Here is a 14,406-nt window from a genome sequence, read left to right as displayed (position 1 = left end):
GCATCGGTGTGCGGGTACGTCGCGCATGGATGGACCTTACCTGCGAGCGCATGATGAGTGACAGCGGACGAACGCCTTTCTCCACCCATGATGTGAACCTGCCGGGCGGACTCCTGCCCAGCCAGACGCGCCTGCTCGCCGGGATCATCGCGCTGTTGTGCATTCTCTACGTCGCATTCGCGCTGACGCCATCCTCCTACTCGCTGGCCTACGAGTATCTCGGCCTGGCGCCACAGAACCCGGTACTTGGCAGCGCCCGCATGATCCGCAGCGATGAGTGGATCGTGTTCACGCCCTACATCCAGATCGCGGTCAACAACGATTTCGGCCAGTTCAACGCACACTCGCCGTACCACGAGTCACTGCGCACCTTCCAGGCGCTGCCGCTGCTCGACTGGGGCCTGCTGTTCAAGCCCTACCACTGGGCGTTCTTCGTGTTGCCAGCAGCGAACGCCTATTCGTTCTTCTTCATGTTCATGGCCATGGCCTTCCTGAGCGGATGGGCCCTGTTCCTGCGCCAACTGCGGATGCCGGTACCAGCCGCAGTGCTGGTTTCGGCCACGCTGTTCTTCGCGCCATTCGTGCAGGTCTGGTGGACCAGCAATGCCGGTGCCTTCGCTCTGGCACCCTGGGCCGCCGCAGCCTGGCTGTGCATCGGCAATCGCTGGGTTCGCATCCTGGCCAGTGCGTACGCCCTCGCTGTCTGGGTGATCGCAGTGTCCTATCCGCCCTTCATCATTTCCTCGCTGCTGGCCATGGCGGTGCTGGTCCTGGCCTTCCGTCGCGATGCCCTCACGCTTCCACGACTGATCGATGCCGGCATCGCAGGCGCGCTGGCATTGGCCGTGTTCATCGGTTACTTCCACGACATCATCCCGATCGTGCGCAACACGGTTTATCCGGGCCAGCGCCAGAGCGCCGGAGGTGGGGTCGGGCTGACGTCCCTGTTCGCGCACGTCTTCCCGAACCTGATGACCTACCGGTTTGCACCGCTGCCAATGTTCAATGGCTCCAACGAGTGCGAGATCGCCGTACTCGGCAGCCTGTTGCCGCTGTTCACCCTGGTCCTTGCTGACGGCGCACGACTGCGCGAATGGGTGCGGGGCCACCGCGGCAGCGTGCTGGCCCTCGCCGCTGGCGTACTGCTGATCGCCTGCTGGATCTTCCTGCCCGTGCCCGTTCTGGTCGGCAAGTTGACCGGGCTCTCGATGGTGCCACCCGCACGCGCGCTGCTGGCGTTCGGCCTGCTGCTCAACATCGGCTGCGCGATGATCCTGGTCCATTGCGGCGTACGCCTGGAGCGCAGGCGTCTGCTGCTGCTGGCTGCGCTGCTGATGGCTGGCAGCGTGGCCAAGTTCCTGTTCGGCGAAGGCCAGTTCAGCCGCCTGCACAGCGCCGCCGATGCCATTCCCTATCTCTGCTTGGCGGGGCTGGCCGTTGCCGCCCGCCGCCCAAAGCTGTCGGCGCATGCGGCCACCTTGGTCCTGGCCACCGCCGCCTTGGCCAATCTGCTGGGCAATGGCTTGTTCAACCCTGTGCAGCCTGCCGGGCCGATCTTCGCAATGGACCGCACTGCCGTCCTGCACTCCCTGCAAGCCCGGGGCTCAGCCACCACGCCCGAAGGCGCGCTGGTGGCTCCCGGTGGGTTCGGGGCCCTCCTGCCGGGTGTTGGTATTCCCGCCGTGAACCATGTGCTGTACCTGCCACAGATGGAATACTTCCGCCGGTACTTCCCATTGATGTCCGACGAGGCGTTCAATTTCACCTTCAACCGCTACCACCACATCACCGTAGCGCCTGAGGGCGACGCACCACGGGTGCTGCAGGGGGATCTGGTGGAACTGCCGGCAAAGGCCCTGCTGGCCCACCCAGCCCCATGAGTCCGATGACCACCATTACGCCCTCCGCATCCACGCCGGCTCGGATCGCCGTAATCATCCCCTGCTACAAAGTGACCCGCCACGTGCTGTCCGTCCTCGCGGCGATCGATGATGCGGTAACGGCGATCTACTGCGTGGATGATGCGTGCCCCGACGGCAGCGGCCGCCTGATCCTGGCCGAAGCCAACGACCCGCGCATCGCCGTGCTGTTCCATCAGCACAACCTTGGCGTCGGCGGTGCGATCAAGACCGGGTACCGCGCGGCCATCGCAGATGGCATGGACATTCTGGTGAAGGTCGATGGCGATGGGCAGATGGACCCGGCGCTGCTGATGGACTTCGTCGCGCCGATCGCCGACGGCCATGCCGACTACACCAAGGGCAACCGATTCTGGAACCTGACCCACATCCGCCGCATGCCCCCGGTGCGGCGTCTGGGCAACCTGCTGCTGTCCTTCATGACCAAGGCCTCATCCGGGTACTGGCAGGTGTTCGACCCGACCAACGGCTACACCGCCATCCATGCCAAGGTCGCCAGCCACCTGAAGCTCGAGGCGGTCAGCGACCGCTATTTCTTCGAGACCGACATGCTGTTCCGACTGAACACCGTGCGCGCGGTCGTGCAGGATGTGGCAATGGACGCCCACTACGGCGACGAAACCAGCAACCTGCGCATCGGTCGCATCCTGGGAGAGTTCAGCTTCAAGCACCTGCGCAACACGCTCAAGCGCATTGCCTACAACTATTTCCTGCGCGACCTCAGCATCGCGTCACTGGAGCTGATCGCCGGCAGCAGCCTGCTCGCCTTCGGGGGGCTGTTCGGGCTGTACCACTGGGTGCGGTCGGCCCAGGCCGATGTCGCCACGCCGGTGGGTACCATCATGATCGCCATGGTCGCGCTGATCTCCGGGCTGCAGTTCCTGCTGGCGTTCGTTGGCTTTGACATTGCCAACGTCCCACGCCAGGTGCTGAACCGTTCGATCAAGCTCAACCGCCAACCGCAGTAGAGCCACGCCATGCGTGGCTGCCACTGCCGATGTCCCGCCATCCACGCATGGCGTGGATCTACGGGTGCGCCGCACCAGTCGCGGAGGCTGCAGGCTCGTGCCAGATCCGCTGCCACATCGCCGCCAGCCGGCGCCCGGCATCCGCGCGCGCGGCCGGGCTGCTGTAATCCGTCCGCACCTGCTCGGGCGTGATCGGTCGCCACTGCCCGTCGACCTGCTCGGCCACGGCGAAGTTGAAGGTGTAGTCCGGCTCCAGCCCCATGCGAAGGTCGCTCAGGACCAGCCGCCCGTCCACCACCTGTGCACGCATGAAGCCCCGGTTGAACCACGTCAGCTGCTGCACTGCCGGGATGCTCCCTGCTTCGCGCAACGCCTGTACATTGGACGCATGGCCTTCGAACTGCATCGGTCCATGGTCGGCCACCAGCGAGCGGTCGCCCACCACGTAGCCGTTCGGCGTCATCGCCACCACGCGCCACAGCAGGGTGTTGAACGGCATCGGCACCGAGAAGCGCGGTGCATCGCCCAGACCCATCGCCGCCAGGCTCTGCTGGGCAGCACGGTCGACCTGGGCCTTTGCGATCAGGCCCCAGCCCAGGTAGCCGCTGCTGACCAGCAACGCCACGCCCAGCACCTTGCCAGCCCAGGGGCGGGCGCGGCCAAACCAGGCCAGCACGCAACCCAGCAGCAGCCACACCGTGTAGCCAAGATCGATGATGAAGACACTGGAACCCATGGTCGGGTGTGGGCGCAGCGGCCACCACAACTGGGTGCCGTAGACGGTGAACGCATCCAGCACGGGATGGGTGACCAGCGCCAGCTGGATCGCCCAGAACCAGCGCACCGGTGACTGCGCGACGCGGCCGTTGCCGAAGCGCTTGAACAACCACCAGATCAGTGCCGCCACCCAGGGCAACACCAGCAGCGAATGGCTGAAGCTGCGGTGCTCGATCATGTTCGCCACCGGGTCGGCGGCGGTGAAGCCCAACCACAGGGCATCGAGGTCCGGCAGGGTGCCGAGCGCGGCACCGGCCAGCAGGGCCGCGCGGCGCTGGCCGGGCGGAGCGATGGCAGCAGCGACGGCGCCGCCGAGCACGATCTGGGTCAGGGAATCCATGGACCGATGCTAGCGGCTTGCGGGCGCGCCGTCTCACTCCCGGACACCGCGTCTGTAGAGTCGACTGCTGGTCGACTGCTCTCCCATCAGGCCGCGGAAACCACGCGCTACGCGCGACAGTCGACTCTACGGAACGGGTTACGCCGCCTGCGACAGCCGCGCGCCCGGCAGTTCCACCAGGGTCTGGCCATTGTGATCGAGCAGGCGCAGCGCGCCATCGTGGTCTTCGGCCAGTGCGGTCAGGCTCTCCACCCAGTCGCCGTCGTTGGCATAGACCAGGCCATCGCGTTCGACCAGCGCCGCGCGGTGGATGTGGCCGCAGACGATGCCATCCAGACCACGCCGGCGCACGTCGTCCAGCCCGGCCTGCACGAAGCGCTCGATGTAGCGCTCAGCCGCACCACTGCGCTTCTTCAGGAACTCCGACAGCGACCAGTAGCGCATGCCCAGCCGGCGCCGCACTGCATTCAAGGCCTGGTTGCCGGTGAGGATGCGGTAGTACAGCCAGTCGCCGAATCTCTCCTGCAGGCCACCGAAGTGGGTCACGCCGTCGTACTCGTCGCCGTGCGCGACCAGCAGGCGACGGCCATCGGCGGTCACGTGGATGGCGCGGCGGCGCACCTGCATCGCTGGCAGCATCAGCCCGCACACCTGGCGCAGCGAGGCATCGTGGTTGCCGGGAATGTAGATGATCTCGGTCCCGGCACGGCGCAGCGCGTGCAGGGCCTGGATGACCTCGCTGTGCGACTGCCGCCAGTTGGCACGGCGATGGGCCATCCACCACAGGTCGATGATGTCGCCGACCAGGTACAGACGCTCACAGCGCAGCTGCGAGAGAAAGCGTGCCAGTTCGGTGGCATGGCAATGACGTGAACCCAGGTGCACGTCGGAGACGAACACTGCGCGCCGGTGCGGCGACAGGTTCGCCAGCACGCTCATGCCGGCGTCCCCGCATCGCGCAGGTAGCGTTTGCGCTTGTTCGGCCGGATCGCGCACAGGTCCACTTCGATCAGGCCGTCGATCGAATCGCTGAAGTCCGGGTCGACACCGAAGGCGAGGAAGCGCGCGCCACCGGGTTCGCACAGATCTGTGTACTGGCGATACAGCGTCGGCACGCCGGTGCCGAGTGCGGCCAGGTTGGCCTTGAGCACATCGAACGCGGCGCCTGCATCCAGCTCGCCAAAACTCGGCGGCGCGGCGAAGTACTGGAACGGGCGGTTCGATTCGGCCAGGCCGGCGGTACCGCCGTAATAGCGCTGGTAGTACGCCACCAGCTGCTCGCGCGCATCGCGTGGCAGCGCCGCGCTGATCGACACGGCGCCGAACAGGTAGCGGATACCCGGCCGGCACTGCAGGTAGGCACCGATGCCCTGCCACAGGTAGTCCAGGCTGCGGCTGCCCCAGTAGTCGGGCACCACGAAGCTGCGGCCCAGTTCCAGGCCTTCGGCGATGTGGGTGATGGCATCGTCGGAATAGCGGAACAGCGACGCGCTGTAGAGCCCGGACAGGCCGTGCCGGGCCAGCGCATGGGCGCCGCGCATGATCCGGTACGCGCCGGCGATGCGCTGCGCGGCCGCGTCCCAGATCACGATGTGCTCGTACTGCGGGTCGTAATCGTCCAGGTCCCGGCTGCGCCCAGTGCCCTCGCCCACCTGGCGGAAGGTCAGTTCGCGCAGGCGCCCCAGCTCCAGCAGCAGCGGCGAATCGGCAGTACAAGTGGCCAGCAGAATCTGCTTGCCGTCGGCGGTCTGGCCCTGCTGGGTGGCTGCGGCAATGCCGACGGCGACCTGCGAGGGTGGCACCGGGGCCGCCAGCGGCTCGGGGCCTGCGAAGGCAGCGGCATTGCCGGCCGCGCCATTGCGGCCCAGCGCATACAGCGCGCGGCGTACGGCCAGCAGCTGCGCGCCCGGGTCACCGCCCTTGCCCAGCTGCATCGGCTCACCGATGCTCAGCCGCAACGGGCGGCCGCGGCGGGTGAACATCTCGCGCGCCAGCAGCGCGGTGCCGGCCGGCTTGAACAGGGTCGAGGCGCCGTAGAACAGCGCCGAGTTGCGCGCTTCCACCCGTACCGGCAGCACCGGCGCGCCGGCGGCACGGGCAAAGCGGACGAAACCGCGCTGCCAGCGACCATCACGGATGCCGCGCAGCGACAGCCGCGAGACCTCGCCGGCCGGGAACACGATCACGCACTGCTCGGCGGCCAGCGCCTCCTCCACAGCGTGCAGGCTGCCACGCTGGGCCTTGCCACCGAGGATGCGCACCGGCAACAGCAGGTCCTGCAGTGGCGCGATCGCCCCCAGCAGGTCGTTGGCCACGATCCGCACATCGCGGCGGATGCGGCCGACCGCGTCCAGCAGGGCCAGCGCGTCCAGTGCGCCGGACGGGTGGTTGGCGACGATCAGCAAGCGACCGGTGGCCGGGATCTTCGCCAACGCGGCCGGATCCACCTGGTACTGGCCATCGATGAACTCCAGCCCGGCGGCGACGAAGCCGAATCCGCGCAATCCTGCACTGCGCTGCAGGAACGCTTCGATCTGGTCCAACCGCGACCAGCGCCCGACGCTGCGAAGCAATGGCCGCGCCAGTTGGCCACGACGGCCATGGAACCAATCGGGAAAGCGTTGCTGGAGACGCTGTTCAAGTTCCTGCATGGCGGATCCACTCATGCCCGGCGGCCGGATTGGCCGACAGCCTGCGCCCGGCAGGCGGCAGCCAGATGGCGGTTTCGGGGCAGAACGATGACGGTCGTCCCCGGCCTGAGGAGGCCGCAACCGCCCCCCTCGCCACCCGCCCCGCTGTCACGCTGGTGGAACACTGGGCCTCGAGGCCGGGGCCCAATCCCGTCAGGACGGCCCTTGCCGGGCCTACGCGGGCTTAACCACCGGCAACCGGTACAGGTTCACAATGCACAGGCGGCGCACCCCGTGTATCATTCGCGCCCATCTTTCCATCCGAATCAAGGGATATTACGCCTGATGTCCAGCTATCTCTTCACCTCCGAGTCGGTCTCCGAAGGCCATCCGGACAAGGTTGCCGACCAGATCTCCGATGCGGTGCTGGACGCGATCCTGACCCAGGACCAGCGCGCCCGCGTGGCCTGCGAAACCATGGTCAAGACCGGCGTTGCCATCGTGGCCGGTGAAATCACCACCAGCGCCTGGATCGACCTGGAAGCCCTGACCCGCAAGGTCATCACGGACATCGGCTACGACAGCTCCGACGTCGGCTTCGACGGCGCCACCTGCGGCGTGCTGAACCTGATCGGCAAGCAGTCGCCGCACATCGCCCAGGGCGTGGACCGCAAGAAGCCGGAAGAAATGGGCGCGGGCGACCAGGGCCTGATGTTCGGCTACGCCACCAACGAGACCGACAGCTACATGCCGGCCGCGATCCACCTGTCGCACCGCCTGGTCGAGCAGCAGGCCAAGATCCGCAAGAAAAAGAACTCGCCGCTGTCGTGGCTGCGTCCGGACGCCAAGAGCCAGGTCACCCTGCGCTATGAAAACGGCGTGGTCTCGGCCATCGACGCCGTGGTGCTGTCGACCCAGCATGCCCCGGGCATCAAGCAGAAGGACCTCATCGAGGCCGTCCGCGAAGAGATCATCAAGCCGGTGCTGCCGGCCAAGTGGCTGCACAAGGGCACCAAGTTCCACATCAACCCGACCGGCAAGTTCGAGATCGGTGGCCCGGTGGGCGACTGCGGCCTGACCGGCCGCAAGATCATCGTCGACACCTACGGCGGCTGGGCCCGTCACGGTGGTGGCGCCTTCTCCGGCAAGGACCCGTCCAAGGTCGATCGTTCGGCGGCCTACGCGGCCCGCTACGTCGCCAAGAACGTGGTTGCCGCCGGCTTGGCCGACCGTTGCGAAGTGCAGGTCTCCTACGCCATCGGCGTGGCTGAGCCGACCTCGATCTCGGTCACCACCTTCGGCACCGGCAAGATCAGCGACGACAAGATCGAGAAGCTGATCCGCAAGCACTTCGACCTGCGCCCGTACGGCATCATCAAGATGCTGGACCTGGTGCACCCGATGTACCAGCAGACTGCGGCCTACGGCCACTTCGGCCGCAAGCCGAAGGAGTTCAGCTACCTCAACGGCGAAGGCGAGACCGTCAACGCCACGGCCTTCTCCTGGGAGAAGACCGACCGCGCCGCCGCCCTGCGCGCCGATGCGAAGCTGAAGTAAAGCCGGCGAGAGCCGACCGGTAGAGCCGACTGTTAGTCGGCTGACGTTGAGGAAGGGCCGCGCAAGCGGCCCTTCTGCTTTCTGGTAGAGCCGGCCGCTGGCCGGCTTTTTCATGGCCTCCGGAAACAATCGCGCGGTTGCCGATACAATCCGCCGCATGTCGACCGAACTGAAAACCCACCAGCTGTCCATGACCGTGCTGATGTCGCCGGAAATGGCCAATTTCTCCGGCAAGGTCCACGGTGGTGCAATCCTGCGCCTGCTCGACCAGGTCGCCTACGCCTGCGCCAGCCGCTATGCCGGCAGCTACGTGGTCACTCTGTCGGTGGACCAGGTGATGTTCCGCCAGCCCATCGCGGTGGGCGAACTGGTCACCTTCCTGGCCTCGGTGAACTACACCGGCACCTCGTCGATGGAGATCGGCATCAAGGTGGTGGCCGAGGACATCCTCAAGCGCAGCGTGCGCCACGCCAACAGCTGCTTCTTCACGATGGTGGCGGTGGACGAGGAAGGCCGGCCGACGCCGGTGCCGCCCCTGCAGCCGGCCACATCCGACGAGAAGCGCCGCCAGGCCGCCGCACAGATCCGCCGCCAGCTGCGCCAGGAAATGGAGCAGCGCCATCTGGAACTGCTGGCATCGAATCCGCCGTCGCCGGAGGAATGAGGTAGTGCCGGCCGCTGGCCGGCAACCTCGTGCGTGCCGCCAAACATCATGAGGTTGCCGGCCAGCGCCCGGCACTACCGCGACACCTCACCCGGTGTTCTGCACGCCCTGCGAAACACCGTTCACGCACGCCACCAGCGCGCGCAGCAACGCGTCATCCTCGCGGCCGCTGGCCCGCCAGCGCTGCAGCAGATCCACCTGCAGCACGCTGATCGGATCGACGTAGGGATTTCGCAGGCGGATCGACAGCGCCAGCCGCGCGTCGTGGTCCAGCAGCGTCTGCTGGTCCATCAACGCCAGCAGCCAGTGCCGGGTCAGGTCCAGCTCGCGCTGCACCTGCGGGAAGAAGCGTTCGTGCAGTTCGCCCGACAGCTTCGAGAACTGCTCGGCGATGGTGATATCGCCCTTGGACAGCACCATCGCGATGTCGTCCAGGAAGGTGCGGAAGAACGGCCAGTCGCGCGCCATCTCGCGCAAGGTACCCTCGTGACCGGCGTCCACGGCCGCCTGCAGGCCACTGCCCACGCCGTACCAGCCCGGGATGACCGCCCGCGCCTGGCTCCAGGCGAATACCCAGGGAATCGCGCGCAGGTTGCCCAGCGCGGCGTCCTGGCCGAGCCGGCGCGACGGCCGCGAGCCCAGCGTCATCCGTTCGATCACATCGATCGGCGTGGCGGTGCGGAAGTAGTCCATGAAGCCGGCCTGGCCGACGAAGCCACGGTAGACCTCGCTGCTGGCAGCGGACACCACGTCCATCACCGGCCGCCAGTCGTCCTCGCGCGGCTCAGCCGCGCGCGGGCGCAGGCTGGCGCGCAGCACCGCGCCGGTGGCCTGTTCCAGCGAACGCAGCGCCAACGCACGAATGCCGTATTTGCGATGGATCACCTCGCCCTGCTCGGTCACCCGCAGGCGGCCATCGATGCTGCCGCGTGGTGAAGCATCCACCGCGTGCGTGGTCTTGCCACCGCCACGGCTGATCGAGCCGCCACGGCCATGGAAGAAGGTCAGGCGGATGCCCGCCTCGGCCGCCACCTCCAGCAGCTCCACCTGTGCACGCTGCAGGCCCCAGCGCGAGGCAGCGATGCCACCGTCCTTGCTGCTGTCCGAGTAGCCCAGCATCACCATCTGCACGTCGTCGCGTGCCTGCAGGTGCGCGCGATAGATCGGGTCGGCCAGCAGGTCACGCAGGGTCGCGGTGCCGCGCTTGAGATCATCCACCGTCTCGAACAGCGGTGCGATATCCAGCGGTACTGATCCGTTCTCTTCCACCAGGCCGCCACGGCGTGCCAGCGCCAGCACCGCGAGCACGTCGCTGCGGTCGTGCGCCATCGAGATGATGTAGCTGCCCAGCGCATCGCTGCCATGCCGCGCACGCGCATCGGCCAGTGCAGCGAACACCGCGTCCAGCCGCTGGTTGCCCTCGTCGTCGCCGTTGGGCAATGCCGTTTCACCGCTGGCATGCGGGCTCAGCAGCCGCGCACGGCCCGCCACATCCAGCGCCTGCCAGGCCTCTTCGCCACCCAGCACGGCGGCCAGCGCGCGCGCATGCACGCTCGACTCCTGGCGCACATCCAGCCGCGCCAGATGGAAGCCGAAGGTCTTCACCCGCCACAGCAGGCGCTGCACGGCAAAACCACCAGCGTGCTCGCCACGGTTCGCAAGCAGGCTGTCGAGGATCAGCTGCAGGTCGTCGATCAATTCGGCGGGGCCGGCGTAGGCGCCCCCGCCATTGTCCAGCGTGGCCTGCAGGCGTGCGCGCATGCGGTCGTTGAGCAGGCGGTACGGCATATCGGCGTGGCGCGGGCGCGACTGCACCTGCGGCAGCAGCTGCTGGTACTGCGCCACGCGCGCCTGCAGCGCATCGCTCACCCCTACCCGCTCGGTGGACTGGCTGAGCAGGCTGGCCAGCTGCAGCAGTTCCTTCTGGTAGCGCCCGAGCACCGCCTGCCGCTGCGCATCCAGCGTATTGCGGATGGTGTGGGCATCCACGTTCGGGTTGCCGTCCATGTCGCCGCCCACCCACGTACCAAAGCGCAGCAGGCGCGGCAGCGGCAGTTCTTCGCCGTAGGTATCGCGCAGCGCCTGCTGCAGCGATTCGTACAGCACCGGGATCACCCGGTACAGCACCTGCACCAGGTAGAAGCCGACGTGCTCGCGCTCGTCATCCACGGTCGGCCGCACCGGTGAGGAATCGGTGGTCTGCCACGACGCGGTGAGCGCCATGCGGAAGCGCGCGGCATCGGCGGCGGCCTCACCCGGGGTGCGCTGGCCGTCGAGGTTGTCGACCAGGCTGGCCACCATCAGCTGCTCTTTTTCCAACAACGCGCGGCGCACGGCTTCGGTCGGATGCGCGGTGAACACCGGCTCGATGTCGATGCGCGGGAGCCACTGCGCCAGTTCGTCCAGGCCCACGCCCTGCACCTTCAGGTGCTGCAGCGCGTCCTGCAGGCCATCGGGCTGCGCACCTGCGGTACCGGCGCGCTGGTAGTCACGGCGACGGCGGATGCGATGCACGCGCTCGGCGATGTTGACCACCTGGAAGTAGGTGCTGAACGCCCGCACCATGGTCTCGGCCTGCTGCGGCGTGCGCCCGGCCAGGCCTTCGGCCAGCTCGGACAGGGGCGCCTGATTCTCGCGGCGGGCGATGGCGCGGGTGCGCACGTCTTCGACATCGTCGAGAAACGCTGCCGAAACCTGTTCAACCAGCAGGTCACCGACCAGCGCGCCAAGTCGGCGCACATCATCGCGAAGCGGAAGATCGGGAGAAGCAAATTCGATGCTGCTGCGGTACTCGTTCATCGGCGACGCACAGGCCTCGGTCAACGGATCCAGGCCCCAAGCCTATCCCAGATCGGGCGTCGTGCTGCGATGCAAAAATGGTTTCATCTGGTAGTGCCGGCCGCTGGCCGGCAACCTCAGGTTGCATGTCCATGAGGTTGCCGGCCAGCGCCCGGCACTACCAGGCCCGGTCAGCGCTTCTTCTTCGCCTTGCCCTGCTCGGCCGGGCCGATGGTCTGCTCCAGCCAGCGCTCGCTCTCGGCCAGCATGGTCATGATCGATTCGCGTGCGCGGTAGGCGTGCGATTCGTTCGGCAGCATCACCAGCCGCGCGGTGCCACCCAGGCCCTTCACCGCAGCAAACATGCGCTCGCTCTGGATCGGGAAGGTGCCGGAGTTGTTGTCGTCCACGCCGTGGATGAAGAGGATCGGGTCCTTGATCCTGTCGGCGTAGTTGAACGGCGCCATCTTCTGGTAGACGTCCTGCGCCTGCCAGTAGTTGCGCTCCTCGGCCTGGAAGCCGAACGGCGTGAGCGTACGGTTGTAGGCGCCGCTGCGCGCGATACCCGCCTTGAACAGGCGCGTATGCGCCAGCAGGTTGGCGGTCATGAACGCACCGTAGGAATGGCCGCCGATGGCGATGTGATCGCGATCGGTCACGCCACGGCGCACCACTTCATCCACCGCTGCCTGCGCGTTGGCCACCAGCTGTTCAATGTAGGTGTCGTTCGGCTCCTTGTCGCCCTCGCCGATGATCGGCATCGACGGGCTGGCCAGCACCACGTAGCCCTTGGCCAGGAACGCCTGCGGGCCCCAGTAGCTGACCGCGTTGAAGCGGTACGGCGAATCAGTCACCTGGCTGGCCGCGGCTGCGCTCTTGAACTCACCCGGGTAGGCCCACATCAGCAGCGGGCGCGGGCCGTCGCGCTTCGGGTCGTAGCCCGGCGGCAGCAGCAGGGTCGCGGTCAGGTCGACGCCATCCTTGCGCTTGTAGCGGATCTGCTCCTTCTGCACGCCCTTCAGCTGCAGCAGCGGATGGGCGAAGCGGGTCAGCGCACGCGGCGCAGCACCCGCATCGGCCAGCGACTGCACGTAGAAGTTGGCCGGCTCGTCCGGGCTCTCGCGGCTCAGCAGCAGCGAACTGCCCTGGTTGTCCAGCAATGCCACCGGCAGCGAATAGCTCGGCGCCTGCGAGTGGAACAGGCGGGTTGCCTTGCCCGTGGCGATGTCGAAGCGGTCCACGAACGGACGATCGCCTTCCGGCGATGCACCGGCACCGGCCAGATACAGGCTGCTGCCATCGGCGCTGGTCTGCAGCAGCGAGCGCCCGCGGTCGTCGCTGGACAACAGCGGCCGGCCCGGATCGGAATAGCGGTCCTGCCCGTCTCGATCCCACAGCAGGCGCGGCTCGGCACCGGCGTTGTCCGGGGCGATCAACCAGGTCTTGGTCCTGCGGGTCTTCCACCACGATTCGGTCAGCAGGGCCAGGTCTCCGCGGCCCCAGCTGATGCCGGCCAGGCGGCTGCCAAGCTGGGCCAGGGTGACCGGCGGTTTGTCGAACGGCGCGGCCTGCATCAGCACCGCATCGCGTACCTTGGCGTCCCTGTTCGGGTCGCCGCCGTCCTGCGCTTCGGCCCAGACCAGGGTGGCGTCGGCATCGCCGCGCCAGCGGATGTCGCGCACGCCGGTCACTTCGGCGTCGTTGCCGGTCGGCAGCCCTTCCACCAGCGGGCGCACGGCCACGGTGTGCACCAGCTTGCCGCTGGCACGGTCGATCACTTCGATGCGGCGCGGGAAGCTGTCCACCGGCACCACGTACGAATACGGGCGCTGCACCGGCTGGCGCAGCACGAAGCGGCCATCCGGCGACACCGAGAAGCCCATGAAGATGCCGGCCGCGCCGATCGCGCGGGTACTGCCATCCAGGCTGACTTCCATCGGCTGGGTGGTCGCGTAGTAATCGAACTGGCGCGCATCGGCCTCGTTCTTCAGCAGGTCCTGGTAGGTACGGATCGACACCACGCCGCCACCCTGGCTGGTCTGCTGCACGGCCGGGCCGGTCGGAATGCCGTCGGCGGCCGGGGCCGCACCGAGGTTGGCCGGGCGGGTGAACACCACCAGTCCGCGGCTGTCCGGCAGCCACTGGTAGCCGCTGCCGATCACCGTGTTCAGGCCGGCAACCAGGCGACGGGCGCTGCCGCCGGCCACGTCCACCAGCCACAGTTCATTGGCGCCACTGCCGGCGTCGACCTGATTGAAGGCCAGCCACTTCTGGTCCGGCGACCACGTCACACTGGCGATCGACAGCTTGGCAGGCAGGCCGCTGATCTGCCGCTCCTTGCCGTCGGCCACGTTCATCAGCCACAGCTTCTCGCCGAAGCTGAAGCGGCTGTCGGAGAACGTGCGCGGGTTGATGCGCAGGCCGGCCAGCTTCAGTTCCGGCTGCGCCACCACCTGGATCGAAGGCAGCGACGGCATCTGCATCATCGCGGCCACGTCGCGGCGCGGCGACAGGTACAACGAGGGTGCACGCGGCGCGTCCACCACCGCCTGCAGCGCGGCCGACGGCAGTTCGTAGCCGTTGACGCCCTGGGCCTGTGCGGCCACCGGCTGCGGCGCTGCGGCCCAGGCCAGCGGGGCCACCGCCAGCAGTCCCATCGACAGTACCAGGCCGGTCCAGCGCCGAGTACGGCGCGCGTGCATGCTCATCGTTCCACCTGTGTGATGCGTGAAAACACCGACCTTAACAGGCCATGCACGCGGCCCCATCTGCC

The 14,406-nt window shown here is 67.5% G+C and carries 9 protein-coding genes; 4 read left to right on the top strand and 5 right to left on the bottom strand.

Annotated features, from left to right (window positions below; all coding sequences use genetic code 11):
- Nucleotides 1-29 precede the first annotated feature (29 nt).
- Nucleotides 30-1,880, top strand: a complete 1,851-nt coding sequence (locus AC5P9N_RS13780; protein ID WP_099484687.1) for a DUF7657 domain-containing protein — start codon at nucleotides 30-32, stop codon at nucleotides 1,878-1,880.
- Nucleotides 1,877-2,887, top strand: coding sequence for a glycosyltransferase family 2 protein (locus tag AC5P9N_RS13775; protein ID WP_012479174.1), 1,011 nt, complete (start codon nucleotides 1,877-1,879; stop codon nucleotides 2,885-2,887). The genes AC5P9N_RS13780 and AC5P9N_RS13775 overlap by 4 nt, the downstream gene beginning before the upstream one ends.
- Before the next feature lie 58 nt (nucleotides 2,888-2,945).
- On the opposite strand, the gene AC5P9N_RS13770 is transcribed toward AC5P9N_RS13775, so the two are convergent.
- From AC5P9N_RS13770 to olsF, 3 genes are all read right to left on the bottom strand, one after another.
- On the bottom strand, nucleotides 2,946-4,004 hold the full coding sequence (locus AC5P9N_RS13770; RefSeq protein ID WP_099484688.1) for a metal-dependent hydrolase: 1,059 nt from the start codon (nucleotides 4,002-4,004) through the stop codon (nucleotides 2,946-2,948).
- A 138-nt stretch (nucleotides 4,005-4,142) separates the two neighbouring features.
- Nucleotides 4,143-4,943, bottom strand: a complete 801-nt coding sequence (locus AC5P9N_RS13765) for a UDP-2,3-diacylglucosamine diphosphatase (RefSeq protein WP_060380202.1) — start codon at nucleotides 4,941-4,943, stop codon at nucleotides 4,143-4,145.
- A complete protein-coding gene (gene olsF, locus AC5P9N_RS13760; protein ID WP_099484689.1) occupies nucleotides 4,940-6,655 on the bottom strand; it encodes a bifunctional ornithine lipid synthase OlsF in 1,716 nt (571 codons plus the stop codon). The genes AC5P9N_RS13765 and olsF overlap by 4 nt, the downstream gene beginning before the upstream one ends.
- Before the next feature lie 324 nt (nucleotides 6,656-6,979).
- Here olsF and metK point away from each other — a divergent pair, with 324 nt between their 5' ends.
- Nucleotides 6,980-8,191, top strand: coding sequence for a methionine adenosyltransferase (gene metK, locus AC5P9N_RS13755; RefSeq protein ID WP_010481882.1), 1,212 nt, complete (start codon nucleotides 6,980-6,982; stop codon nucleotides 8,189-8,191).
- Between the two features lie 157 nt (nucleotides 8,192-8,348).
- Nucleotides 8,349-8,855, top strand: a complete 507-nt coding sequence (locus AC5P9N_RS13750) for an acyl-CoA thioesterase (protein ID WP_005415314.1) — start codon at nucleotides 8,349-8,351, stop codon at nucleotides 8,853-8,855.
- Nucleotides 8,856-8,942: 87 nt separating this feature from the next.
- Here AC5P9N_RS13750 and ppc read toward each other — a convergent pair whose 3' ends face one another.
- The gene (gene ppc, locus AC5P9N_RS13745; protein ID WP_099484690.1) at nucleotides 8,943-11,654 is read right to left on the bottom strand and encodes a phosphoenolpyruvate carboxylase; all 2,712 of its coding nucleotides are present in this window, start codon (nucleotides 11,652-11,654) and stop codon (nucleotides 8,943-8,945) included.
- 170 nt (nucleotides 11,655-11,824) lie between these two features.
- Nucleotides 11,825-14,341 carry a S9 family peptidase gene (locus tag AC5P9N_RS13740; RefSeq protein WP_049459463.1) on the bottom strand — a complete coding sequence of 839 codons (2,517 nt, stop codon included), beginning with the start codon at nucleotides 14,339-14,341 and terminating at the stop codon, nucleotides 11,825-11,827.
- Nucleotides 14,342-14,406: the final 65 nt, after the last annotated feature.

The sequence above is a fragment of the Stenotrophomonas sp. YJH_SMC_6 genome (assembly GCF_059371335.1).
The sequence above is the reverse complement of the archived record's forward strand: the minus strand, read 5'-3'. Positions and strand labels throughout refer to the sequence as shown.

Bases quoted from the DNA above. Each gene is read 5' to 3' on its own strand.
- AC5P9N_RS13780 (WP_099484687.1), top strand. From the start codon at position 30: ATGGACCTTACCTGCGAGCGCATGATGAGTGACAGCGGACGAACGCCT.
- AC5P9N_RS13775 (WP_012479174.1), top strand. From the start codon at position 1,877: ATGAGTCCGATGACCACCATTACGCCCTCCGCATCCACGCCGGCTCGG.
- AC5P9N_RS13770 (WP_099484688.1), bottom strand. From the start codon at position 4,004: ATGGATTCCCTGACCCAGATCGTGCTCGGCGGCGCCGTCGCTGCTGCC.
- AC5P9N_RS13765 (WP_060380202.1), bottom strand. From the start codon at position 4,943: ATGAGCGTGCTGGCGAACCTGTCGCCGCACCGGCGCGCAGTGTTCGTC.
- olsF (WP_099484689.1), bottom strand. From the start codon at position 6,655: ATGCAGGAACTTGAACAGCGTCTCCAGCAACGCTTTCCCGATTGGTTC.
- metK (WP_010481882.1), top strand. From the start codon at position 6,980: ATGTCCAGCTATCTCTTCACCTCCGAGTCGGTCTCCGAAGGCCATCCG.
- AC5P9N_RS13750 (WP_005415314.1), top strand. From the start codon at position 8,349: ATGTCGACCGAACTGAAAACCCACCAGCTGTCCATGACCGTGCTGATG.
- ppc (WP_099484690.1), bottom strand. From the start codon at position 11,654: ATGAACGAGTACCGCAGCAGCATCGAATTTGCTTCTCCCGATCTTCCG.
- AC5P9N_RS13740 (WP_049459463.1), bottom strand. From the start codon at position 14,341: ATGAGCATGCACGCGCGCCGTACTCGGCGCTGGACCGGCCTGGTACTG.